24 protein-coding genes are annotated in these 23,399 nt (G+C 67.6%); 19 read left to right on the forward strand and 5 right to left on the reverse strand.

Annotated features, from left to right (window positions below):
- Positions 1-91 precede the first annotated feature (91 nt).
- The 4 genes from ACFQRE_RS14905 (at position 92) to ACFQRE_RS14920 (ending at position 3,388) form a co-directional block, all read left to right on the forward strand.
- A complete protein-coding gene (locus ACFQRE_RS14905; protein ID WP_380123702.1) occupies positions 92-358 on the forward strand; it encodes a hypothetical protein in 267 nt (88 codons plus the stop codon).
- A complete protein-coding gene (locus tag ACFQRE_RS14910) occupies positions 355-750 on the forward strand; it encodes a DUF4233 domain-containing protein (protein ID WP_380123704.1) in 396 nt (131 codons plus the stop codon). Before ACFQRE_RS14905 ends, ACFQRE_RS14910 begins: the two co-directional genes overlap by 4 nt.
- A 9-nt stretch (positions 751-759) precedes the next feature.
- Positions 760-1,182 (forward strand): nucleoside-diphosphate kinase, encoded by a 423-nt coding sequence (ndk, locus tag ACFQRE_RS14915; RefSeq protein WP_380123707.1) that lies wholly within the window; start codon positions 760-762, stop codon positions 1,180-1,182.
- Positions 1,183-1,306: 124 nt separating this feature from the next.
- On the forward strand, positions 1,307-3,388 hold the full coding sequence (locus tag ACFQRE_RS14920) for a M14 family zinc carboxypeptidase (RefSeq protein WP_380123709.1): 2,082 nt from the start codon (positions 1,307-1,309) through the stop codon (positions 3,386-3,388).
- A 147-nt stretch (positions 3,389-3,535) separates the two neighbouring features.
- Here the strand turns inward: ACFQRE_RS14920 and ACFQRE_RS14925 are convergent, their stop codons facing one another.
- A complete protein-coding gene (locus tag ACFQRE_RS14925) occupies positions 3,536-4,288 on the reverse strand; it encodes a TetR/AcrR family transcriptional regulator (protein WP_380123713.1) in 753 nt (250 codons plus the stop codon).
- Positions 4,289-4,388: 100 nt separating this feature from the next.
- Here ACFQRE_RS14925 and ACFQRE_RS14930 point away from each other — a divergent pair, with 100 nt between their 5' ends.
- The 8 genes from ACFQRE_RS14930 to lpdA are packed head-to-tail and all read left to right on the forward strand — an operon-like array spanning position 4,389 to position 12,479.
- On the forward strand, positions 4,389-5,948 hold the full coding sequence (locus tag ACFQRE_RS14930; protein WP_380123717.1) for an MFS transporter: 1,560 nt from the start codon (positions 4,389-4,391) through the stop codon (positions 5,946-5,948).
- Positions 5,949-5,980: 32 nt separating this feature from the next.
- Complete coding sequence (gene mreB / locus ACFQRE_RS14935; RefSeq protein WP_380123719.1) at positions 5,981-7,012, forward strand: rod shape-determining protein; 1,032 nt, start codon at positions 5,981-5,983, stop codon at positions 7,010-7,012.
- Positions 7,009-7,848, forward strand: coding sequence for a rod shape-determining protein MreC (gene mreC / locus ACFQRE_RS14940; RefSeq protein ID WP_380123723.1), 840 nt, complete (start codon positions 7,009-7,011; stop codon positions 7,846-7,848). The genes mreB and mreC overlap by 4 nt, the downstream gene beginning before the upstream one ends.
- The gene (mreD, locus tag ACFQRE_RS14945) at positions 7,845-8,333 is read left to right on the forward strand and encodes a rod shape-determining protein MreD (protein WP_380123725.1); all 489 of its coding nucleotides are present in this window, start codon (positions 7,845-7,847) and stop codon (positions 8,331-8,333) included. Before mreC ends, mreD begins: the two co-directional genes overlap by 4 nt.
- A complete protein-coding gene (gene mrdA, locus ACFQRE_RS14950) occupies positions 8,330-10,348 on the forward strand; it encodes a penicillin-binding protein 2 (protein ID WP_380123728.1) in 2,019 nt (672 codons plus the stop codon). The genes mreD and mrdA overlap by 4 nt, the downstream gene beginning before the upstream one ends.
- Positions 10,349-10,394: 46 nt before the next feature.
- A complete protein-coding gene (locus ACFQRE_RS14955) occupies positions 10,395-10,628 on the forward strand; it encodes a type II toxin-antitoxin system VapB family antitoxin (protein ID WP_380123731.1) in 234 nt (77 codons plus the stop codon).
- Entirely contained in the window at positions 10,625-11,038 is a 414-nt protein-coding gene (gene vapC, locus ACFQRE_RS14960; RefSeq protein ID WP_380123734.1) for a type II toxin-antitoxin system VapC family toxin, read from the forward strand. The genes ACFQRE_RS14955 and vapC overlap by 4 nt, the downstream gene beginning before the upstream one ends.
- Before the next feature lie 43 nt (positions 11,039-11,081).
- Positions 11,082-12,479 (forward strand): dihydrolipoyl dehydrogenase, encoded by a 1,398-nt coding sequence (gene lpdA / locus ACFQRE_RS14965; RefSeq protein ID WP_380123737.1) that lies wholly within the window; start codon positions 11,082-11,084, stop codon positions 12,477-12,479.
- A 105-nt stretch (positions 12,480-12,584) separates the two neighbouring features.
- Here lpdA and ACFQRE_RS14970 read toward each other — a convergent pair whose 3' ends face one another.
- On the reverse strand, positions 12,585-12,983 hold the full coding sequence (locus ACFQRE_RS14970) for a VOC family protein (RefSeq protein ID WP_380123740.1): 399 nt from the start codon (positions 12,981-12,983) through the stop codon (positions 12,585-12,587).
- Between the two features lie 215 nt (positions 12,984-13,198).
- Here ACFQRE_RS14970 and map point away from each other — a divergent pair, with 215 nt between their 5' ends.
- Complete coding sequence (map, locus tag ACFQRE_RS14975; RefSeq protein WP_380123742.1) at positions 13,199-13,972, forward strand: type I methionyl aminopeptidase; 774 nt, start codon at positions 13,199-13,201, stop codon at positions 13,970-13,972.
- Between the two features lie 134 nt (positions 13,973-14,106).
- Here the strand turns inward: map and ACFQRE_RS14980 are convergent, their stop codons facing one another.
- On the reverse strand, positions 14,107-14,262 hold the full coding sequence (locus ACFQRE_RS14980) for a hypothetical protein (protein ID WP_380123744.1): 156 nt from the start codon (positions 14,260-14,262) through the stop codon (positions 14,107-14,109).
- Entirely contained in the window at positions 14,259-14,633 is a 375-nt protein-coding gene (locus tag ACFQRE_RS14985) for an ArsR/SmtB family transcription factor (protein WP_380123746.1), read from the reverse strand. Before ACFQRE_RS14985 ends, ACFQRE_RS14980 begins: the two co-directional genes overlap by 4 nt.
- A gap of 53 nt (positions 14,634-14,686) precedes the next feature.
- Between ACFQRE_RS14985 and ACFQRE_RS14990 the strand changes: the two genes are divergently transcribed.
- The 6 genes from ACFQRE_RS14990 (at position 14,687) to ACFQRE_RS15015 (ending at position 22,630) form a co-directional block, all read left to right on the forward strand.
- Complete coding sequence (locus ACFQRE_RS14990; RefSeq protein ID WP_380123747.1) at positions 14,687-16,192, forward strand: amidohydrolase; 1,506 nt, start codon at positions 14,687-14,689, stop codon at positions 16,190-16,192.
- A 199-nt stretch (positions 16,193-16,391) separates the two neighbouring features.
- Positions 16,392-18,179, forward strand: a complete 1,788-nt coding sequence (locus tag ACFQRE_RS14995; RefSeq protein ID WP_380123748.1) for a polysaccharide biosynthesis protein — start codon at positions 16,392-16,394, stop codon at positions 18,177-18,179.
- Positions 18,176-19,501 carry a Vi polysaccharide biosynthesis UDP-N-acetylglucosamine C-6 dehydrogenase TviB gene (gene tviB, locus ACFQRE_RS15000; RefSeq protein WP_380123751.1) on the forward strand — a complete coding sequence of 442 codons (1,326 nt, stop codon included), beginning with the start codon at positions 18,176-18,178 and terminating at the stop codon, positions 19,499-19,501. Before ACFQRE_RS14995 ends, tviB begins: the two co-directional genes overlap by 4 nt.
- A gap of 275 nt (positions 19,502-19,776) precedes the next feature.
- Positions 19,777-20,520, forward strand: coding sequence for a glycosyltransferase family A protein (locus ACFQRE_RS15005; protein WP_380123753.1), 744 nt, complete (start codon positions 19,777-19,779; stop codon positions 20,518-20,520).
- A gap of 87 nt (positions 20,521-20,607) precedes the next feature.
- Entirely contained in the window at positions 20,608-21,609 is a 1,002-nt protein-coding gene (locus ACFQRE_RS15010; protein WP_380123756.1) for a glycosyltransferase, read from the forward strand.
- A 28-nt stretch (positions 21,610-21,637) separates the two neighbouring features.
- Positions 21,638-22,630 (forward strand): glycosyltransferase family 2 protein, encoded by a 993-nt coding sequence (locus ACFQRE_RS15015; RefSeq protein WP_380123758.1) that lies wholly within the window; start codon positions 21,638-21,640, stop codon positions 22,628-22,630.
- 42 nt (positions 22,631-22,672) lie between these two features.
- Here ACFQRE_RS15015 and ACFQRE_RS15020 read toward each other — a convergent pair whose 3' ends face one another.
- Positions 22,673-23,395 (reverse strand): class I SAM-dependent methyltransferase, encoded by a 723-nt coding sequence (locus ACFQRE_RS15020; protein WP_380123760.1) that lies wholly within the window; start codon positions 23,393-23,395, stop codon positions 22,673-22,675.
- Between the last annotated feature and the right edge of the window lie 4 nt (positions 23,396-23,399).

The raw sequence follows: 23,399 nt of genomic DNA on the forward strand, positions 1-23,399 counted from the left end.
GGCGCAAAGGTGAGGGTTGCCGAGGTGGGGGTGGCGACGCTGGGACAGGCACCCGTCCATCAAACCAGTGCACGCGGCATACCCTCGTGGCATGCATCCGCTCACCAAACTGGTCCTCATCATCGCCATCGCGGCGCTGGTGTTCTGGCTCGTGACCAAGTTCCGTGACAACACGCGCGGCGACAAGGTCAGCTTCCGGCCGGTCGAGGATCTGCCACTCGAGGTGCAGCAGTCGATCGACCTCGCTCTCGCCAAGGGCAAGAAGATCACGGCGATCAAGCTCTACCGGCAGGCGACCAAGGCTCCGCTCGAGGCTGCCAAGGCCGCCATCGACGTGCGCGAGTGGAAGCGCGGATGACCCGCCTTCCCCTCTTCGGCCAGACGGGCAAGATGACCTGGCGGATGCTCGCGAGCGTGCTCGGCGGCCAAGCCCTGATCATCCTTCTCGGCGCCCTGCTCGCACGCGGGCACGCCATCGCCGACGGCGCCGACAACGCCCAGACCCTCCTGTGGGCCGGGTGCGGACTCGCTGTCCTCGCCTTCGTCGCGGCCGGACTATTGCGCGGACCGCTCGGGCTCCCGCTCGGCTGGCTCGTCCAGCTGCTGACCTGGCTCAGCGCGTTCGTGGTGCCCGCGATGATCGGCGTCGGCCTCGTCTTCACCGGACTGTGGGTGCTCTGCCTCGTCAAGGGCCAGGAGGTCGACGCGATGATGGCGGCCCGCGCACGCGACGCCGAGACCGCTCGCTAGGCTGACCGCGTGACCATCGAACGCTCGCTCGTCCTCGTCAAGCCTGACGGCTACGCCCGCGGCCTCACCGGGGAGGTGCTGCGTCGCGTCGAAGCCAAGGGCTACACCCTCGCTGCCCTCGCGGTGACGTCCCCGACCCGCGAGATGCTCGCGGCGCACTACGCCGAGCACGAGGGCAAGCCGTTCTACGAGCCGCTCCTTGAGTTCATGTCGTCCGGCCCGGTGACCGCTGCGGTCATCGAGGGTCAGGGCTGCATCCCCGGTTTCCGTTCGCTCGCTGGTGCGACGAACCCGACCGAGGCGGCGCCCGGCAGCATCCGCGGCGACCTCGGCCGCGACTGGGGCGGATCAGTCCAGAAGAACATCGTCCACGGTTCGGACTCCCCGGAGTCGGCTGCGCGCGAGATTGCGATCTGGTTCCCCGAGCTCTGAGCCGCGCCCGGCTGGAACCCTCCGCTCCAGAGCGGTTGATTCTGCGAGGGTCGAACTCGGCAGTAGCGCCCTAGGTTGAGTCCAGCGTCCCCCTCGGGCCGCACTCTTGATCGAAGGAGCAAGCATGAGGATCACTCGAGTCGGGCCGGGGGTGGTGTCGGCCGTCGCGCTGGTCGCCGCCGGTCTCGCGGGTGCGGGAGTCGCTACCGCGGCGCCACGGCCCAGTGCGCAGGACGACAAGGTGCAGATCGTCACCGTCCACGCCTCCACGCAGAAGGAGCGCTCGGCAGTCGACGCCCTGGGGCTCGACACCACCGAGCACGCCGACGCCACCGGTGTCGACGTCGTTCTGCACGGAGCAGCTGACGTGGCCCGACTGCGCGCCTCAGGGAAGCGATGGACGGTCAAGGTGGCAGATCTCGCCGCGGTGACGCGCGCCAACGCCAGGAAGGACAAGGCCTACGCCGCCAGCGTGGCCATGTCCCAGCTCCCCAGCGGTCGCACGAGCTATCGGCACCTCGCGGACTACAACGCGGAGATGGCGGCGCTGGCCCAGAAGTACCCGACCCGGGTCAAGCCGCTCACGCTCGAGAACACCTCGGTCCTCGGCAAGCCTGTGCACGGCATCGAGATCACCGACAACGCCGCGAACATCAAGGATGGCAAGCCAGTCTTCCTCATGATGGGTGCCCACCACGCCCGCGAGTGGCCGTCGTCCGAGCACGCTCTGGAGTTCGCCTACGACCTCCTCGAGAGCGGTGACGCCCGCAACGCCGGACTGCTCAAGAACATGCGCACCATCGTCGTCCCGGTGGTCAACGTCGACGGGTTCGAGATCTCTCGTGAGGCCTCGCCGATCGGCGACTTCGGCACCTTCGACTACGAGATGAAGCGCAAGAACTGCGCGATCAGCGCCGCCACACCGGCGCCATACATCCCCGGCACGTGTGACAACAACCTCGCTGGTCGTCTCCGTGGCACCGACCCCAACCGCAACTACCCCGGTTTCTGGGGCGGTCCCGGAGCATCGACCAACTGGCGCAGCGACACCTTCCGCGGCGACGCTCCGGGCAGCGAGCCCGAGGTCGACAACATCCGCAAGCTCGTGAGCGGACGCCAGGTGACCAACCTCATCACCAACCACACCTACAGCAACCTCATCCTGCGGCCGCCATCGCTGGCCTCGACCGGCTTCAGCCCCGACGAGATCAAGTACCGCGCGCTCGGCGCCGACATGGCCGAGCACAACGACTACGCCAACATCCCGTCGTTCGGCCTCTATGACACCTCAGGGTCGACCGAGGACTGGAGCTACTGGAACACCGGTGGCCTCGGCTTCACCTTCGAGATCGGCACCGAGGGCTTCCACCCGACGTTCGAGACCGGAGTCGTCGCCGAGTACGCGGGCCTGGCCCCCGCGGCCGGAGCCGGCAAGGGCGGCAACCGTGAGGCGTACTACAGGATGGCAGCGGCCACGGTGGATCCGTCGATGCACTCCACGATCACGGGCAAGGCACCGGCCAACACCACGCTCACCATCCGCAAGACGTACCAGGGCATGACCTCACCGGTCATCCAGCCGAACGGCACCGTAGGAGCGCCGATCCCGTTCACCGACGTCCTCACCTCGTCGCTCGTGGGCAAGGGCGGGGCGTTCTCGTGGGCGGTCAACCCGTCAACGCGTCCGCTCGTCGCTGGCCGCTACGGACGTGACCCGGTCGCACCGACGCAGCCGAGCGCCCCGATCGCCAACCCTGCAGGAATCCCCGCCGTGAATGGGTCCGAGTTCTCCAACGTGACCATCCAGGGTCTGCCGACCTACGACAACGGCAAGGTGCTCTTCACCTTCGGTTGGACTGGCCCGAACCCGGATCCGAATGTCGACTGGGACTTCTACATCTATGACTCGGCCGGCAACCAGGTCGCGTCGGCCGCGACTCTCGCCAACCCCGAGATCGCTGCGGCCCTCGACCCGGTGCCCGGTGGCTACCGCGTCGAGGCCATCAACTACGCCAACGGCGCCAGTGCCGACTGGACCGGCACGATGTCGTTCGAGCCTCCGACCCCGGCCATCGTCACCGGCGTCAAGGAGACCTGGAACCTCACCTGCGAGAACAAGCAGGGCAAGGTGATGGGCACGCGCAGCATCGTCGTCGACCGCGGCCAGTCCGTGGACGTCGGCAACCCGTGCAACCGCAAGAAGTGAGCTCACTCCTGAGGTGAGACCACGCCTGAGGTATGCCATCCGCGCACGTGCGCGGACGGCATACCTTTTGCGTCTGTGCCACGTGCGTCCGTCACCTTGGTGGCCAGGTCGTCGAAGTGCCGGACGCAAGCACCGCCGTGAAGGGACTCAGCCGGCGCGGTCGACCATGGCACCGATGCCGTCGAGCAGCAGGCCCAGGCCGAAGGTCAGCTCCGTCTCGAAGAAGTCGGTGTCGTCTTCCTCGAACGCGCCCTGCGCGGCGCTCACCAGCGGGAACCTGGACGGGTCGATGAGCTGGGCGAGGCGGGCGCCGTAGAGCTGTCCGTCGTCCCGGGGTTCGCCAAGGAATCCGAACCTCACGCACATGCGCACGTGGTCGCGCACGTAGCCGTCGATGACCAGCAGGGAGGAGAGCTGCTGCTGTCCGGTGAGGGGCGTCGGCGCGAGCGCGCGCACCCCGGCCTCCATCCAGTCGATGGCGTTGGGGGTGAGGGGCGGTCCGGGGAGGGAGAGGTCGACGATCCACGGGTGCTCGCGGCAGAGCCCGGCGACCGCTCGGGCCCACGCCTCCGCCCGGGTGCGCCAGCGCCCTCGATGGGTGAGCCGATCGGCCACCGGTCCGTAGGCGACGTCGAGCATGACCGCCCCGAGCTCGTCCTTGGAGTCGACGTAGCGGTAGAGCGACATGGTGGTGAGGCCCAGCTCGGCTGCCACCGCCTTCATGGAGACCGCCTCGAGTCCTTCGCGGTCGGCGAGACCCACTGCAGCGGCGCCGATCTCCTGGATGCTGCGCCCCGGCTTGGGGCCGCGACGACCCGACGGCTCGATGTCCCAGAGCAGCTGCAGGTAGCGGGGGAGCGGAGGCTGCATCGGCGCATGGGGCGGGTTCGGGGTGGGCATGATTCCAGCCTAGGGCATTACTGCTTGCGTCGTACACGGATGCTGGGGTACTTTCTGCGTATTGCATATACCTATATGTCGTACACAGAAAGGTTCTGCCATGACCAACACCACCTCACCGTCCACGGTGAGCCCGCCGAGGGCCGGCCGCCGCGAGTGGATCTCACTCGCGGTCCTGTGCCTCCCGTTGCTCATCGTCTCGATGGACGTCTCCGTGCTGTTCTTTGCCGTGCCGTTCATCGCCGAGGATCTGGAACCGTCCGCGACCCAGCTGCTGTGGATCTTCGACATCTATGGGTTCGTCCTCGCTGGGCTCCTGCTCACCATGGGTGCGATCGGCGACCGGATCGGTCGGCGGCGCCTGCTCCTGATCGGAGCGGTCGCGTTCTCGGCGGCATCACTGCTCGCGGCCTGGTCGACGAGCGCGGAGATGCTCATCGCTGCCCGCGCCCTCATGGGAGTCGGAGGGGCCACGCTGATGCCGTCGACCCTGGCCCTGGTGCGCACGATCTTCCACGACGAGGTCCAGCGCGCGAAGGCCATCGGCATCTGGTCGGCGGTCATGGCAGGGGGAGTCGGGCTCGGCCCGATCCTGGCCGGAGTGCTCCTCGAGCACGTCTGGTGGGGATCGGTGTTCCTGGTCAACGTGCCCGTCATGATTGCCCTGCTCGTCGTCGCGCCGCGGCTTCTGCCGGAGTCCCGCTCCGAGCGCCCTCACCGGATCGATGTCCTCAGCGCGTTCCTCGTGCTGGCGGCGGTGCTTCCGTTCATCTGGGGCGTCAAGGAGGCGGCGGCCGTCGGCTGGTCGGTGCCCGCAGGAGTGGGCCTCGTCGTCGGCGTGGCCAGCGGTTCCCTGTTCGTCGTGCGTCAGCTGCGCAGCGCCGAGCCCCTGCTCGATCTCTCCCTGTTCGCCCGGCGCGGGTTCGGTGGGTCGATCGCGGTCAACGTCATCGCCCAGGCGGGGATCATCGGCAACGCGATCCTGCTGACCCAGTACCTCCAGCAGGTTCTCGGACTCAGCCCCCTGCGGGCGGCGCTGTGGAGCCTGGCGCCGAGCCTCGTCGTCGCGGGGGTCGCGCCTGCGGCGGGTGCCATGGCCGCGCGCATCGGTCGCCCTCGCGTGATCGCGGTGGCGCTGGCACTGGCTGCGGCAGGCTTCGTCGAGCTCACCCGGGCTCAGGCCGACTCCTCGGTCTGGGTCTGCCTCATCGGCGCGACCCTCGTCGCCGCTGGCATCGTCTCCGTGGCGACCCTGGTGACGGAGTACGTCGTCGGCACCGTGCCCGCCGACCGCTCCGGCTCGGTGGCTGGCTTCCTCGAGACCACCTCAGAGATGGCCGGCGCCCTTGGCATCGCCGTGCTCGGGTCCATGCTCAACGCCGGCTACCGCCACGGATTCGAGGTTCCGTCGACCGTGTCTCTGCCCCACGCCGACCTGCACGAGGCCAGCCAGTCTTTGGCCGGCGCGCTCGCGGTGGCCAGCCACCTGCCCTCAATCCCGGGTGAGCTGCTCACGGCAGCCGGCCGGACGGCATACATGGCAGGAATGCACATCGCCGACGTCGCGGCGGCGGCGCTCATGCTGGTGGGCGTGCTCGTGGCCCTCACGCGGCTGCCTCGATCGACAGATGAGCCCGTTCCTGCGCGTGTTGGCGACTGACCCGGCGTGGCTCCACGCGTAGCATCGCGGACGTGGCTGGACTGGACCGATGGGTGCGCGCGAGAGACCTCGCGATCGACCTCGGGACCGCCAACACGGTCATCTACGAACGGGGTCGGGGGGTCGTCCTGGACGAGCCGTCGGTCGTCGCCGTCCGCACTGGGACCTCCCAACTGCTCGCTGCGGGCCATCGCGCCAAGGAGATGCTCGGCCGCACCCCCGACTCCGTGAGCGCGATCCGCCCCCTGCGCGACGGGGTCATCTCCGACGCCGACGTCACCGAACGGATGCTGCGTTGGTTCGTCGACCAGGTCGCGCCGTCACGGATCTTCCGGCCGCGGATGGTCGTGTGCGTGCCGAGCGACATCACGAGCGTCGAACGCCGCGCGCTCGAGGACTCGACCCTGCGGGCCGGCGCTCGCCGCGTCCACGTCATTGAGGAGCCGATGGCGGCCGCGATCGGTGCGGACCTGCCCATCGAGGAGACCAACGCCTCGATGGTCGTCGACCTCGGTGGCGGCACCACCAACGTCGCCGTCATCAGCCTCGGCGGCATCGTCACGTCACGATCGATCCGCATCGGCGGTGACGAGATCGACGAGGCGATCATCGCCCACGTGAAGTCCGAGTACTCCCTGCTCATGGGTGAACGCAGCGCCGAACAGATCAAGGTCGCGGTCGGGTCGGCCTTCCCGATGCGTCACGAACTGAGCGAGCGGGTGCGCGGGCGAGACCTCGTGTCCGGGCTGCCCAAGACCGTGTCGATCTCGTCGGCGGAAGTCCGCCGGGCCATCGAGGCACCCGTCCTCCAGATGGTCGAGCTGGCCCGGGCCGTCCTCGACGTCTGCCCGCCCGAGCTCGCCGGCGACATCCTCGACCGGGGAATCACCCTCACCGGGGGTGGTGCGCTGCTGCGGGGCCTCGCCGAGCGGATGCACCACGAGTTGGGTGTCCCCGTTGTCGTCGCTGACGATCCGCTGCGCGCCGTCGCCCGGGGCGCTGGCAAGTGTGTCGAGGAGTTCGACACGCTGCACCGCGTCCTCGTCGACAACCGTCGGCCGTGAGGGGCGACGCGTCCGACCGTCGACGCCGTCGGTTCGTCGCGGTCGCGGTGCTGCTCACCCTGGTCCTCGTGCTGGTCGACCTCGTCGGTGGGCCGGGCCCGGGGCTGTTGCGCCGCGGCGCTGCCACGGTGCTGGGCCCGCTCGAACGCGTGCTGGCTCCCGCCGGGCGCCCGAACGAGGAGCAGCTGCGCCGTGAGAACGACCGGTTGGCCAGCGACCTGCGCGAGTCGCAGCTGGCCGGAGCCGACGCCTCCGCGTTGAAGGCTCTGCTCGCCGCACCTTCCACGGCCGGCGCACGCGTCGTCCCGGCGAGGGTCGTCGGGGTCGGTGCACCGGGTCCGCAGGGCGTTGTGCGCATCACCATCGACGTGGGTAGTCGCGACGGCGTGACAACGGACCGCACCGTCGTGTCCGGCGACGGGCTGGTCGGACGAGTGGCGTCAGTCGCCCCCTGGACGAGCGACGTCCTCGTCGTCGGCGGACCCGACGTCGCCGTCGGCGTGCGCGTGGGAGCCGCTGGCGCGCTGGCCACCGTCGGGGGGTCGGCCGCCTCAGCTGCGGAGCGGCGCCCGGGTGAACTGGGGCTCACCCTCGTCCAGACCGGCGCTCTGCGCATTGGCGACGAGGTCCGCACTCTCGGAAGCGTCGACGGTCGGCCCTTCGTTCCGGGCGTCGTCGTCGGCACGGTCAGCGCCGTGGAGCCACAACGAGGTCGGCTCGCACCGTCGGGCACGGTGCGCCCGGCAGTCGACGTCGGCGCCCTGTCCATCGTCGGCGTCCTGCTCACCGCGCCTCGGGCGGCGCCGAGGGCCGCGGTCACCGGGGAGGCGCCGTGACCCCGGCGGGTGTGATGGTGCGAGGCGCGCTGCTTCTCGTCGGAGCGGTGCTCGCGGTGACCCTCGGGGCTCGCCACCTCGCGCCCCTGCCCGACCTCGTTCTCGTCGTCGTGGCCTCCGCCGCCCTGCGCTCCGGGCCGCGAGTCGGAGTCGCGACCGGGCTCGTCGGCGGCTGGCTCCTCGACCTCTTGCCGCCGGGTTCGCCGGTGCTCGGCACCCAAGCCCTCCTGTATGCCGTGTGCGGACTTGGTCTCGGACTCGCCCGCCGCCCCGGTCAGGTGTCGCTCGTGTGGGTCGTGACCGTGGTCGCGTGCGCCGGGTGCGGGCTCGAGTCGGTGCGGGCCTTGATCGCCCTGGCGCAGGGAGTGCCGGTGGACCTGGCATCGTCGCTGGGCCGAGTGCTGGCCACGGCGACCGTGGCCCTCGTCGTCGTGCCACTCGTGACCGCTGTGGAGCGGCACGCCGAGCAGCGGCGGTTCGCATGACGAACATCGGGATCCGCCCGCGTGACGGGTCGGCACACCAGGGCCGGTTCCTTGCCGCTGGCGCCGTGGTCGCCCTGCTCTTCGTCGTCCTCTTCGGTCGGCTCGGGCAGGTGCAGCTCACCGACCACGCGGACTATGCGGCAGCCGCCTCCACCCTCAACACACGCGAGATCGTCGTTCCAGCAGTGCGAGGACGCATTCTCGATCGGACGGGAAAAGCGTTGGCGGACAACACCTCTGTCACTGTGGTGACGCTCGAACGCCGGGTCGTCGCCGAGAGCGATGACGGGGCCCGAGCACTGTTGACGAGAGTGGCCAAGACCCTGGAACTCCCGGTCGACGACCTCCTCGCGCGGACCCACCTGTGCGGTGAACCCGAAGCGCCGCCAGCGCCCGCGTGCTGGGCAGGCTCACCACAAGTGCCCATCCCCGTGGCGAGTGGTGTCGACCCGCAGCGTGCCCTCAGCCTCGTCGAACGTCCGGACCTCTATCCCGGGGTGGCCGTCGAGGCCGTGCCCGTGCGCCGCTATCCAGCGCCCCTCGGAGTCAATGCTGCTCACCTCCTCGGCTATCTCGGCCGCGCCACCGAGAAGGAGGTCTCGGCCTCGGACGGTCGAGTCACCGGCGATGACCTCGTGGGTCGAGCCGGGCTGGAGCAGCAGTACGACTCGGCGCTGCGCGGGACACCGGGTCGGACGACGGTCTCGGTTGACCCGCGTGGGCTCGTGACCGGGGTGGTGTCGCAGACCGACCCCGTCCCCGGGCGCGACCTCGTGACGAGCATCGACGCCGCCGTTCAGGCCGCCACCGAGAAGGCGTTGGCCCGCGAGATGGCCGCGGCGCGCAAGCGCGGGCAACCGGCGGACTCCGGTGGCGTCGTGGTCCTTGACGTCACGAACGGGCAGGTGGTGGCCTCGGCGAGCGCCCCGACCTACGACCCCAACGTCTGGACCGGCGGCATCTCGGCCAAGGAGTACGCCGCCCTGACCTCGCCGAATGCCGGGACGCCACTCCTCTCCCGCACCACTGCAGCGGCGATGTCGCCGGCGTCGACCCTCAAGGCGCTGAGCGTCCCCGCGGCGGTGGCCGCAGGCAACTCGCTCACCGGCACGTATGAATGCGGCTCGAGCTACGAGATCGGGAACCGCGCCTTCCAGAACTTCGAGTCGCGCGGCTATGGGCCGATCACCTTCCACAAGGCGCTCGAGGTCTCGTGCGACACGGTCTTCTACGACGTCGCCTACCGGTCCTGGCTCGCGCTGGGTGGCCTCAGGGCCTCCGACGCCAAGGACCCGTTCATCAGGACCGTTCGTGACTTCGGACTCGGCAAGCGGACCGGCATCGACCTCCCGGGCGAATCCGCAGGGCGGATCCCGGACAGGGCATGGAAGCGGTCGGTGTGGGAGTCCACCAAGGACGAAACCTGCAAGAGGGCAACCTCCGGGTACCCGGAGGTGGCCAAGAACGATCCTGCGCGAGCGGCATACCTGAGGTCCTTGGCGAAGGAGAACTGCGCGACCGGCGCCGACTTCCGTGCCGGTGATGCGGCGAACTTCGCGATCGGTCAGGGTGACGTCGCGACGACGCCGCTGCAGATGGGAGTCGCGTATGCCGCGATCGCCAGTGGGGGAGTCGTGCGGACTCCGCGCGTGGGAGTGAAGATCGTCGATCCGGTTTCCGGTGTGGCACAGGCCATTCCGGCTGGTCCGACGCACGCCGCCGCGCTCCCCAAGGACGTCGCGGCATACGTGCGTGATGCCCTTCGGGCCGTCGTCGTGTCCGGCACCGGGGAACTGACGTTTGCCGGGATGCCGGCCGACTGGCCGGTGTCGGGGAAGTCGGGGACCGCGGAGGTCTTCGGGAAGTCGGACACGTCGTGGTTCGAGTCCTACGCGCCGACGAATACGCCGCGGTATGCCGTGTCCGTCGCTGTGAGCCAGGGTGGCCACGGAGCCGACACAGCCGCACCGATCTCGCGCTCGATCCACGAAGCCCTGCGGCTGCTCCCACGGTGAGCCTTCACTCTGCGATCGATACACCATCAGGGTGTATCTTTGGTGTATGACGCGTACGAACATTGAGATTGACGACGACCTGGTTGCTCAGGTGATCCGGAAGTACGCCCTGTCCTCGAAGCGGGAAGCGGTTGACCTTGCGCTGCGCAAGGCCGCGGGTTCGTCGATCACGCCAGACTTTGCGTGGAGCCTCAAAGGCATCGGGTGGGACGGTGACCTTGACGAGATGCGAGGTGCGGATGTTCAGGATGAGCCGCGAACCGAGACTGCTCATCAGTGAACGAGCTCTTCGACACCTCCGTCTGGATCGAGTTCCTCCGGGGGACCGAATCGACTGCCTGTCGCTACGTCGAAGCGCGCCTGATCGCCGACCCATCGACGATCTCGACCACCGAACCCGTCGGGATGGAGCTGCTTGCCGGGCCGGCGGACGAGCTCGCCCTGGCGAAGGTCGCCCAGCTCGTTGACAGCCTGACTCTTGTCAGGATCGTCCCTGCCCTTGACTTCCCAGCTGCGGCTGCTCTCCACCGTGCGGCTCGTCAGAGCGGTCGAACAGTCCGCAAGCTCAATGACTGCCTGATCGCCGCCGTGGCGATCCGGACCGGGGCGACCCTTGTTCACCGCGACGTGGACTTCGAGGTCATCGCCTGCATCTCCGACCTGAAGACGCGCTCCTTGGTCGAGAGGTAGGGGAGCGCGACGGGGGCGGACGGCATACAACTAGTCTTTGCGCATGGCTGATTTCGATGTTGTCGTCCTCGGTGCCGGACCCGGCGGGTACGTCGCGGCGATCCGCGCCTCGCAGCTGGGTCTCAAGGCCGCTGTCGTGGAGTCCAAGTACTGGGGCGGTGTCTGCCTCAACGTCGGGTGCATCCCGTCCAAGGCGCTGATCAAGAACGCCGAGCTGGCGCACACACTCCAGCACGACAAGGCGAAGTACGGCATCGAGGGTGACGCGACGATGTCCTACGGCCCGACCCACAAGCGCTCGCGCACGGTGTCGGCCGGCATCGTCAAGGGCGTCCACTTCCTCATGAAGAAGAACAAGATCGAGGAGATCGACGGCTGGGGCACGCTCACCAGCCCGACCTCGATGGACGTCGCGCTCAACTCGGGCGAGAAGCGTGCCATCACGTTCGACAAGCTCATCATCGCGGCCGGCGCCGTCACCCGGATGCTGCCCGGCGTGGAGGTCTCGCAGAACGTTGTGACCTACGAGGAGCAGATCCTCGACGAGAACCTGCCCGGCTCCATGATCATTGCCGGCTCGGGTGCCATCGGGGTCGAGTTCGCCTACGTCATGAAGAACTTCGGCGTCGACGTCACGATCGTCGAGTTCCTCGACCGCATGGTGCCCACCGAGGACGCCGACGTGTCCAAGGAGCTGTTCAAGCACTACAAGAAGCTCGGGGTCAAGGTCCTGCTGTCGACCAAGGTCGATGGTGTCGAGGACACCGGATCCGGCGTCAAGGTCACGGTCTCGCCGGCCGCTGGTGGCGACTCCCAAGTGCTCGAGGCCGACAAGTTCCTCTCGGCCATCGGCTTCGCGCCGCGCACCGAGGGTTATGGGCTCGAGGCCGCCGGCGTGAAGCTCACCGACCGCGGCGCCATCGAGATCGACGTCTTCTGCCGCACCAACGTCGAGAACGTCTACGCCATCGGTGACTGCACCGCCAAGTTGATGCTCGCGCACGTCGCCGAGGCCCAGGGGATCGTCGCAGCCGAGACCATCGCGGGCGCCGAGACCATGCCGATCGAGTACGACTTCATCCCGCGTGCGACCTACTGCCACCCGCAGATCGGCTCGTTCGGCTACTCGGAGGCGCAGGCCAAGGAGAAGGGCTACGACGTCAAGACGGCGACCTTCCCGTTCAGCGCCAACGGCAAGGCGATGGGGCTCGGCGACGCTGTCGGCTTCGTCAAGATCGTCGCCGACGCCAAGCACAACGAGATCCTCGGTGCGCACATGATCGGCCCCGATGTCACCGAGCTGCTCCCCGTGCTCAACCTCGCGCAGAAGTGGGACCTCACCGCCGACGAGGTTGCCCGCAACGTCTTCGCGCACCCGACCCTGTCCGAGGCCGTCAAGGAGTCGGTCCACGGAATCGTCGGCCACATGATCAACCTCTGAGGCCTGAGCGGCCCTGTGCCGCAACGGATTCGGTATGCCGGCCCACGCAGAGCGTGGGACCCGCGCCCACCTGGGCGGGCGGCCTACCCACGTCTTGTGGCCGGGTCAGCTCATGCCGGAGCCGAGGTTGAGGATGTTGCCGTCGGGGTCCGCGAACCAGACGCTGCGGAACACGCTGTCTCCCTCGCCCATGCTCGCGACGCCGTCGTCCCACTCCGTGCCCTCCAGGTCGAAGGTCTGGAACGTCACGCCCTTCTCGCGCAGGGTCGCGATCTCGGCGTCGAAGGCGTCGCCGGGGACCTCGAACATCATGGCGGTGGCCTTGTTCGTGCCGGCGAAACCCGACATGTAGACGAAGAAGGCGCCAGAACCTGACTGGTAGGTGATGCCTTGGTCCATCATCTCGGTCCCGGGGGCGAACCCCAGGGTGCCCTCGTAGAAGTCCCGGGCGCGTTGGAGGTCCGAGACGCCGAGGGTGGTGACAGGGGTGTGGTCGCCAATCATGATCTCTCCTCGGGCGGACCGGACGACCTTCGCACGATCGGCCCACTCGAGCCTAGAAGTGCGGTCTGTGCCAAAGCAATGGGTCTATCCGACCCCCGTCGGGGCCCTGCCGGGCCACTCCGTCCGGGACAGGAGCCCCGGCATCGCTCTCGCCGGCGCCGGATGGCACGCTGACCAAGAGCCGAAACAGGGGTATGTCAGCCGGGAGGCACCGCATGATCGAGATCCTGAACGCGACCGAGCTCGAGCGAGCCAGAGGCACCGGCGCCCTCGTGGCCGACATCCTCCAAGCGCTCAGGGCCCGCGCCACCGTCGGCACCAACCTGCTCGACATCGATCAGTGGGCCAGGACGATGATGCTCGAGGCCGGAGCGCAGTCCTGCTACGTGGACTACGAGCCGTCCTTCGGGCGTGGGCCGTTCGGTCACTACATCTGCACCTCGGTCAATGACGCTGTCCTTCACGGACTCCCGCACGACTACGCACTCGCCGGCGGTGACCTGCTGTCGCTCGATCTCGCGGTCTCCCTGCGTGGGGTCGTGGCGGACTCCGCGATCAGCTTCGTCGTGGGGGACGCCCCCGCGGCGGAGGACCTCGCCATGATCGACGCCACCGAGCGGGCGCTCCAGGCAGGGATCGACGCCGCCGGACCCGATGCGCGCGTGGGCGACCTTTCCCACGCGATCGGCCAGGTCCTCACCGAGGCAGGCTTTCGGGTCAACACGCAGTTCGGTGGGCACGGAGTCGGGTCGACGATGCACCAGGACCCGCACATCTCGAATTCGGGACGACCGGGCCGTGGCTATCGACTGCGACCCGGCCTCCTGTTGGCGATCGAACCGTGGGTCATGGCCGACACGGACGAGCTCGTCACCGATGCCGATGGCTGGACGCTGCGCAGCGCGACCGGATCCCGCACCGCGCACAGCGAGCACACGATCGCCGTCACCCACGACGGAGCGGAGATCCTCACCCTGCCCAGGGCATGAGGGAGGGTGGGGGAGCGGAGATCCCGTCTCGAGCAGCGTCTTGAGGGAGTCGAGGATGAAGACCCAGCCGTCGCGCACGTCCTCGGACGTGAGTGGACTCTGCTCGAGCGCACCATGGGTGAGTCGAAGGTGGGTCAGGCCCGGGTCTGGAACGCCTTGCCCAGGACGGGCGGGGAGATCCAGTGCGTGGCGTGGAAGTACTGACGCGTGGACTCGGGGTCGGTGAGGGCGCGCCACGCGTCATCGATCTCGGCGCGGATGTAGAGCTGGTAGACGTGGTCGGTGCTCATGGCTGGTCCTTGTCTTCGGTGCTCCCCGCAGCCGTCCCCGCAGCGCTGCCGGTGGCGGCCTCGGCGGCAGCCTTGAGGTCGAGGAGGGTGCGGGTGAAGGGTTGCGCGTACTTGCTGACCCAGCGATCCGCGATCTGCGCGATGGGTACGGGGTTGAGGTGGTGCCGCTTCTCGCGGCCGACCTTGTGGGTCGCGACAAGATCGGCGCCCTCGAGGACGGTGAGGTGTTTCATCACCGCGAAGCGGGTGACGTCGGGGAAGAGCGCGACGAGCTGACCCATGGTCTGCCCGTCGCTCTCGAACAGGGCGTCGAGGATGGCTCGCCGGGTCGGGTCGGCGAGTGCCCGGAAGACGGACTGCTCGGTGTTCACGGATCCATTATGTGACCGAAAGGTCACATGTCAAGAGGCCCTACGCTTCCGCGATGACGTCGTTGGTACTCCGCCGCGTGCGGATCGTTCGCATCGGTGACGGCCCGGCCCCCGAGGGCGAGGTCGACCTGCGCATCATCGGCGACCGGGTCGTCGAGGTCGCACCCCATCTGAGGGCGACGAGCGACGACGAGGTGCTCGACGCCGAGGGTCGCTGGGTCATCCCCGGACTGTGGGACCAGCACGTCCACCTCGGGCAGTGGGCCGCGACAGCGAGTCGGCTCGACCTCTCGTCCACGACGAGTCCAGAGGACGCCGTCCGCCTCGTCGGTGCCGAGGTTGGTGCTCGCCGTGGCGGAGCGCCGGACGCGGTGATCCAGGGGTTCGGCCACCGCGCGGCCGCCTGGGATCGCCAGCCGACCGTTGCCGAGCTCGACGCCGTGAGCGGCGACATCCCCGTCGTCCTCATCAGCGGCGATGCCCACCACGGCTGGCTCAACTCCGCGGCCCTGCGCCTGCTCGACGTCCCGCCCCGCGAGGGTGTCGTCGAGGAGAACGAGTGGTTCCCCGTCTTCGCCCGTCTCGACGAGGCGACGATGACCGCGGAAGGCAGGCGGACGGCATACGCCAAGGTTCTTGACGCGGCCGTGCGCCGCGGCGTCGTCGGCGTGCGCGAATTTGAGTGGGCCGACAACGCCACCGACTGGGCCGAGCGTTCCAACTCGGGTCTCGCTGTGGTCCGGGTGCGCACCGCGACGTATGCCGCTGGGCTGGCCGACACGATCGCCGCCGGCCGTCGCAGTGGTGACGTTCTCGATCGGGCCGGGCTCATCACGATGGGGCCGCTCAAGATCATCAGCGACGGGTCCCTCAACACGCGTACGGCGTTCTGCTACGACCCCTACGTCGGCGACGACGTCCTCGAGTTTCCGCGTGGGCGCGCGAACAACTCACCCGAGGAACTTGGCGAGCTCCTCGACGTGGCGACCCGCAACGGGCTCGAGGTTGCGGTGCATGCGATCGGTGACGCAGCCGTGGGAATCGCGCTGGATGCGTTCTCACACACAGGCGCTCGCGGAACGATCGAGCACGCCCAGCTCGTCGCAGCAGTTGACGTCCAGCGGATGGCCGCTCTTGGTGTCACTGCCAGCGTGCAGCCGGCGCACCTGCTCGATGACCGAGATGTCACCCACCAGTGCTGGCCCGATCGGGCGGACCGCTGCTTCGCGTTGCGGTCCATGCTTGACGCCGGCGTCACGCTCGCGCTCGGCTCCGATGCTCCCGTCGCGCCGCTCGACCCGTGGGAGGCGATGGCCGCGGCGGTCCACCGCAGCGGGGACGAGCGCGAGGAGTGGAATGCCGCCGAGACGATCACCGTTGCCCAGGCGCTCGCGGCCAGCGTGGACGGAGCACCGACGGTCGGTGTCGGCAGCTTGGCGGACTTCGCCATCGTCGAGTCCGATCCCCGGGCTGCGGGGGAGTCCGGAGCCGAGGTCGCGGCGCACCTGCGAGCGATGGTCGTGGATGCCACCGTCATCGCCGGACAGGTCGTTCAGTGAGGTTACTGGTCAGTTCGGACTAGTTGTGACTAGTCAGTGTGGCCACGATTTCTGCACCTTGGGCGGACTTCTCAAAGTTCGTCGCTCGCCGTTGCTGGCACCGCCCTAGCGTCGTTCGCGTCGTCATGTTATTGGCGAAAAGACAGCGTTTCAGGGGTGCAGGATGTCGAGGTCGCAGATCTTCGCAAGGCGATCGGTCATGATCGGCTGGGATGCCGGCTCGTGGCTGCTCGCCCTCCTGGGATTCCTGCTGGTTCGGCACGAGTTCTCGCTCAGTGAGCGGGTGTGGGTCATCGTCGGGGCCTACGTCGTCGCGGCGATCGCGCTCCAGGTCATCGGTGGGTTCTGGACCCACCTCTACCTGGGCCGCTCCAAGGTCGGCAGCTTCGATGAGGTGACCTCGCTCGGACAGCTCGTGATCGCGATCAGCGTGGGCCTCGGTGCCACCTTCTACATCGCGGCACCGCTGTTCTCCCGCGGCATCGCCTTTGTCATGCCGGCTCTGGCGTTCCTCTTCATGGCCGCAGGACGCTGGGTCTTCCGCATGTCCCGGACCCGTGACCACCGCCGCAGCGGCGAGACGTCGGGTGTCCCGGCCCTCATCTACGGTGCCGGCGACGCCGGACACCAGCTCGCAGGCCTGGTCGACAGCTCGCCCGACTCGCCCTACGCGATCGTCGGGTTCATCGACGACGACCCCAAGCTGCGGTTCCTGCGCGTGCGGGGCTATCGCATGCTGGGGCAGGGGAGTGACCTCGTGGGCGCCGCCCGGGTGACCGGAGCCCAGGTCGTCGTGCTCGCTGTCAGCCAGGCCAGCTCTCAACTCATCCAGAAGGTGTCTGACCACTGCACGGAGGCTGGCCTCGAGCTCGTCGTCGTCCCGCCGCTGCGCGAGATGATCTCTGGTCGCCTCGAGCTCGACACTCTGCGCGCCTTCAACGTTGCCGACCTGCTCGGCCGTCGCCCGATCGAGACCGACCTCTCCGCCATCGCCGAACACATCACCGGCAAGGTCGTGCTCGTCACCGGGGCGGGCGGTTCCATCGGGTCCGAGCTCGCACGCCAGGTGCGCCAGCTCGATCCCGCCAAGCTCATCCTCCTTGACCGCGACGAGTCGGCCCTGCACGCAGCCCAGCTCTCCATCGACGGCAACGGGCTCCTCGACACCGACGACACGGTTCTCTGCGACATCCGCGACAAGGACGCAGTCTGTTCGGTCTTCAGCCGGCTTGCCCCCGAGGTCGTCTTCCACGCCGCCGCTCTCAAGCACCTGCCGATGCTGGAGCGCTTCCCCGAAGAGGGCTGGAAGACCAACGTCCTCGGCACCCTCAACGTTCTCGAGTGCGCTGCCACCAACGGCGTCCAGCACTTCGTCAACATCTCGACCGACAAGGCCGCTGACGCGACCAGCGTTCTCGGACAGACGAAGCGGGTCGCTGAGCGACTCACTGCCTGGTATGCCGCGGAGTCCGGACTGCGCTTCCTCTCGGTGCGCTTCGGCAACGTGCTCGGGTCCCGCGGGTCGGTCCTCGACACCTTCCGCGCCCAGATCGAACGCGGTGGCCCCGTCACCGTCACCGACCCTGAGGTCAGCCGCTTCTTCATGACCATCCCCGAGGCGTGCGAGCTCGTGCTCCAGGCCTCCGCGATCGGCCACCCCGGAGACGTCCTCGTCCTCGACATGGGCGAGCCGGTGCGCATCATCGACGTCGCTCGCCGCCTCATCGAGGAGTCCGGAAAGGACGTGCAGGTCACGTTCACCGGTCTGCGTGGCGGAGAGAAGCTCCACGAGGTGCTGCTCAGCACCGCCGAGCAGGGGAGCCCGACAGGGCACCCCCTCATCACGCAAGTGTCCGTCCCTCACGTCCAACCATCCGATGTGCTCGCCGGGCACGTCGACCACCTCGACAACGTCGACTTCTCTCGGCTCCACGCCGCAGCAGCAGCACCCGATCACCACAACGCCTCTGGGAGGGGGTCTCGATGACAACATTCGCCAAGCTCGCAGCCTCGTTCGCCCCGGCTTTTCCGGCCCTGCCCGGTGGGGTTCGACTCGCCGTCATCGGCCTGGGCTATGTCGGTCTCCCGCTCGCCGTCGAGTTCGGCAAGACCATGGACGTCGTCGGCTTCGACATCAACGGAGGCCGCGTCAAGGAGCTGACCACGGGCACCGACTTCACGCTCGAGGTCAGCGACGAGGAGCTCGCCTCAGCGACCGGACTGCGATTCACCGAGGACCCCGCCGACATCGCGAGCTGCAACGTCTTCATCGTCACGACGCCGACGCCGATCGACGCGGCGAAACAGCCGGACCTCTCGCCGGTGCTCTCCGCGACCGAGACGATCGCCAGGGTCCTGCTGCCCGGCGACGTCGTGATCTACGAGTCCACGGTCTACCCCGGAGCGACCGAGGAGAAGTGCGTGCCGATCCTCGAGGACCTGTCCGGCCTCCTCGTCAACGTCGACTTCTTCGTCGGCTACAGCCCCGAGCGGATCAACCCCGGCGACAAGGAGCACCGACTCCCGACGATCGTCAAGGTGACCTCCGGGTCGACGCCCGAGGCCGCCGACTTCGTCGACGCGCTCTATGGCTCGATCATCACGGCAGGCACCCACCGCGCCTCGTCGATCCGCGTGGCCGAGGCCGCCAAGGTCATCGAGAACACGCAGCGCGACGTCAACATCGCGCTCATCAACGAGCTCGCCATCCTCTTCAACCGCCTCGACATCGACACCGAGGAGGTGCTGCTGGCGGCCGGGTCCAAGTGGAACTTCCTCGGCTTCCGTCCCGGCCTCGTTGGTGGGCACTGCATCGGCGTCGACCCCTACTACCTCACCCACAAGGCGCAGGCGGTCGGCTACCACCCGGAGATCATCCTGGCCGGGCGTCGACTCAACGACCAGATGGGTTCCTACGTCGCCTCACAGCTCGTGAAGCGCATGACGAAGGAGAACATCCCGGTCCGCGGTGCGCGGGTGCTCGTCCTCGGACTCACCTTCAAGGAGAACACCCCCGACCTGCGCAACTCGCACGTGGTCGACATCCTCAAGGAACTCGCCGAGTACGACATCGCCGTCGACGTCCACGACCCGTGGGCGCGCCCCGAGGAGGCCAACATCCACTACGGCATCGACTTGGTGCAGAGCCCCGAGGCCGGTTCGTATGCCGCCGTTGTCATCGCGGTCGCCCACAAGGAGTTCGTCGAGATGGGCGCCCAGCAGATCCGCGCCTTCGGCGACCCGAACGGGCACGTGCTCTACGACCTCAAGTACATCCTCGACAAGTCTGAGTCTGACCTGCGTCTGTGAGTTTCTGGTAGGACGCACGACCTGTTGAGGCCCTCGTCCACGCCCGCGCGCTCGCCTGCGAGGATGACGACGTGATCGAACGGCAGACTGCCACCAAACACGATGTGGTCCGGGAGCCCAGCGCGCTCCGGCTTCGCGTGTGGGCGGCCCGTCAACACCTCGTCTATCGAGCACATCTTGCCCAGAGTCGTCGCTACGAGCGGGCGGGACGTGATCTGCCCACTCTGGAACGCATCGCGGCCAGGTCGGCTCAGGTTCGTGCGACCCTCGTCACCGTGGCGTTCAACACCCCTGCGTTGATCGCCCGTCAGGCAGATGCCTTGCAGGAGAACTTCAGCGACTCGTTCGTCCACGTGGTCGTTGACAACTCCACGCTCAAGGATGCCAGGCGCGAAATACGCGCTCTGTGCGAGGACGCTGGCGCTGAGTATGTCTCGCTCCCGCCATCGCATGCCACCACCGGGTCCCAGTCGCACGGACTGGCGCTGAACTGGGCGACGACCAACGTCCTGAGACGGTCCCAGTCCGAATACTTCGGCTTCCTGGATCACGACATCTTCCCATTCGCGCCTTGCTCCTACGCAGAAGTTTTGCAGGAGCAGAGCTCCTACGGGCACTTCCAGCGCGCTGGCGAACACCGGTTCTATTGGCCAGGGTTGATGTTCTTCACGCGGAAGTTTCTCTCCCAGGGCACCTACGACTTCCAGCCGCGGTGGTTGGGACGTCACTACGGCGACACAGGCGCTGGAAACTGTACGTCGATCTACCCAAAGATGGACCTCGATGCCCTTCGCGCCATGACCATCAATGACTTCCACGCCAAGGATCCATCACGCTCCTACGTCAAGACCTCGACACCGCTGGCCTTTCAGACTGAGGCGGTCACCGTGCTCGACGACCTCTGGCTGCACCTCATCAACGGATCGAACTGGGCGGCAGACTCAGGCCATGCCCAGAAGCTCGACGACCTCACTGACATCCTGCGGGTATGGAGTGGGCGGCGGAGCAATGGGGACTGATCCAGGAGTGCGGATCACGGTGGCACACCCGCCTCGATTCCCGGTCAGATGGCAAGGAATCGGACGATTCGTTGTCGGGGCCCAACTGTGAGGGTCCTCATCAGCGCCGGTTGGCTCGGCGGTGCCGGAGGCGCAGAACGCGCGTTGTACTCGATGGTGCGTGCGTTGGAGGTCGAAGAGGTGCAGGTGGTGGTCCGCGAGCACCTGGATGGTCCGTGGTCACGGGTACCTTCGGCCACCCGGGTCGCGACCAGTGAGTCAGTCATGTGGTACGGCGCGGGGCACCAGGCCGGAGTGAAGGGACGGGTGCTGCAGTTGGTGGCAAACCCGATCCGGAGGATGCTCACGCGTCGCTATGACGTCTACATCCAAACCATGGCGGGTGCCAACCTGGCTTCGGCCGTTCGAGCGCCAGTGCGGCTTGTCATTCCGTCCGGGAACGTCGTGCCCGCAGCCATGCGGGCACATTTCACGGCCATCGCCATGCAGGCACCGGACAACACTCGCTTCGTCCCACCAGGCATGAAGTCCACCCTCCTCCCTCCGCCCGTTTTCGACCTGGCCCCCCGGGCCGAGGCACCCAGCCAGGACATCCCAGATGAGTTCCTCCTGACGGTCTTCAACCCCTACGACCCGATCAAGGGATTGTCTGACCTCGCACGTGCTGCTGATGAGGCACCCTTGCCGATCGTGTGGTGTCACAGCGAGGCGACGGTGCGGTTCGAGATTCCGGAAGAACTACTGCTTCACGATCGAATCGTCCATGTGACAGACGCATCCCCAGAGCAGTTGCGGTATCTGTACGAACGATGCGCCGCCTACTTCTCACTATCCCTCAGTGAAGGATTCGGTTGGAGCACAGCGGACGCCCTCCGCTACTCGCAGGCCGTGGTGACCCGCGCCGTGGGCGTCTTCAGCAACCCGGCGGCACAACAACCCGGCGTGACTTTGGTGTCCTCACCCCAAGAGATTTGCTGGGATTCCGTTCTGGCCTCAGCGGCACCACCTGGGACGCGCGATCTCTCCCTGCTCGAGCCGAGTCGGTTCCGGGCACGACTTCATGACATTGCACATGACGCCGACTGGTGACGGGCAGGGCCATCAGCCCGACACCCTCGTGACGATCATCGTCCCGATGTACCTCGCGGAGGCCTATGTCGACGAGTGCCTGGGCAGTGTCCTCCGCCAGACTCATACGGCTCTGCAAGTCATTGTCGTGGACGATGGTTCCCCCGATGCCAGTGCGGACATCGCGACGGCGTGGTCGTCGCGTGACGCTCGTGTCGAGGTGATCCGCAGTCCTCATGCGGGGGCGGCCTCGGCGCGGAATGCGGGTCTGGAGATGTTGGCGGGGGACTACGTCACCTTCGTCGACGCGGACGACGTGGTCCATGCGCGCTACGTCGCCGACCTCCTTTCCGCCGCTCGGGCGACCGGGGCTGATCTGGTCGTTTCCGGCCTGAGCCAGTACCCGGACGGTGGACAGCCCCTGTACCGGGCACCCACGTCGGTGGTGACCTGCGCACCCGATGCCATGCTGCAGAGGATCGTGACCACGGGTGTCGGCTTTTCCTCGTGCGGCAAGCTCATGCGCGCGCACGTGTTCGACAGCGTGCGCTATCGCAGCGGCTTGCCCTTCGAGGATCTCGGCGTCCTTCCCGCGCTCTTCGCCGCCGCGACACTCGTGGCCGAGACTGATGCGATCGGATATGGGTACAGGCGCCATGCGGACAGCACCGAAGGTGGACACCAACGGGTCGTCAAGACAGATTTGCTCCGCGTCCTGGCTCTGAACATCGCGGATGCCCGAAGGCGTCACGGGTCGAGCTCGGCCTCCGCGCAGCGACTGGTTGTGGGATATGTCCTCCACGCGGCCAAGTCGCTGGAGGGACAGGCTGATCGAGAATCGACGCGCGAAGACGACTTTGATCAGGCCTACCGGGAGCTGTTACGTGGCGCGATGGGGGACGTGCGTCAATCAACAGACCTGTCATTGGCCTACAAGACGGCTTTGGCGATCTCAGCGGTCTCGCCACGGGGGTTCGTGTCGATCTTCGGGCTCGCACGTCGATTGAAGGCGACCCTTCTCCCACAGCTCCGCCGGCGGTAGCCGCGAACCACCTCGCGCCATCTTCGCGACAAAACACGTGGTTCAGATGGCTTCTCCTGCGAATGCCACGCATCGCCAGGAAGTCTTGCCCTGCCTGACGACCGTCACGTCGAGAACGTGGTGGTCGCGTTCGAGCTGGCGGAGGATGGCGTGGGCGCGGGCCGACTGGATGTGGCACGAGACGACGACGATGCCCCCCGGCGACAGGAAGTTCTGATAGCGCGCGAACACCCCGATCGGATCGGTGAAGTACGTGATGGACTCGTTGAAGACGATGACGTCGTACGTGCTCGGCGGCGTGAACGTCGCAGCGTCTGCCGCGACGAAAGTCGCGTTGGAGGGGGCGGAACCTTGCAGCGAGCTGATGGCGACCTCGGAGATGTCGATTCCGGTGTAGCGCGCATAGCCGACAGCGGCAAACCGCTCGTGCAGCACTCCGGCACCACACCCGACATCGAGGACGGCGGAGTGCGGCTTGAGGAAGGAGGCATAGCCGACAATCACGGCATAGTGCGCCATCTCCTCGATGCCCGAGAGGAAGACCCACCGCCCACGGTCATACTGCTCGTTCCACCGTGACTCGTCCTGCGGCACGTCTCCTCGTCCGGCGGTCGACTCCCATCGGTGCAGGCGGTCCTCGAACGCCTCCTTGCCAGGGAACGGGAGGCGAAACCCCGTGGCGTAGTACGCCGCTCGCGCGGCGGTGGCCGTACGGCCACCGACGCGTCCAGCGATCTGGCGAGGCCGTGACGACAAGATTCTCACCACT

The organism is Knoellia pratensis (assembly GCF_042666395.1).
In the GTDB taxonomy this organism is placed as follows: Bacteria; Actinomycetota; Actinomycetes; order Actinomycetales; family Dermatophilaceae; genus Knoellia; species Knoellia pratensis.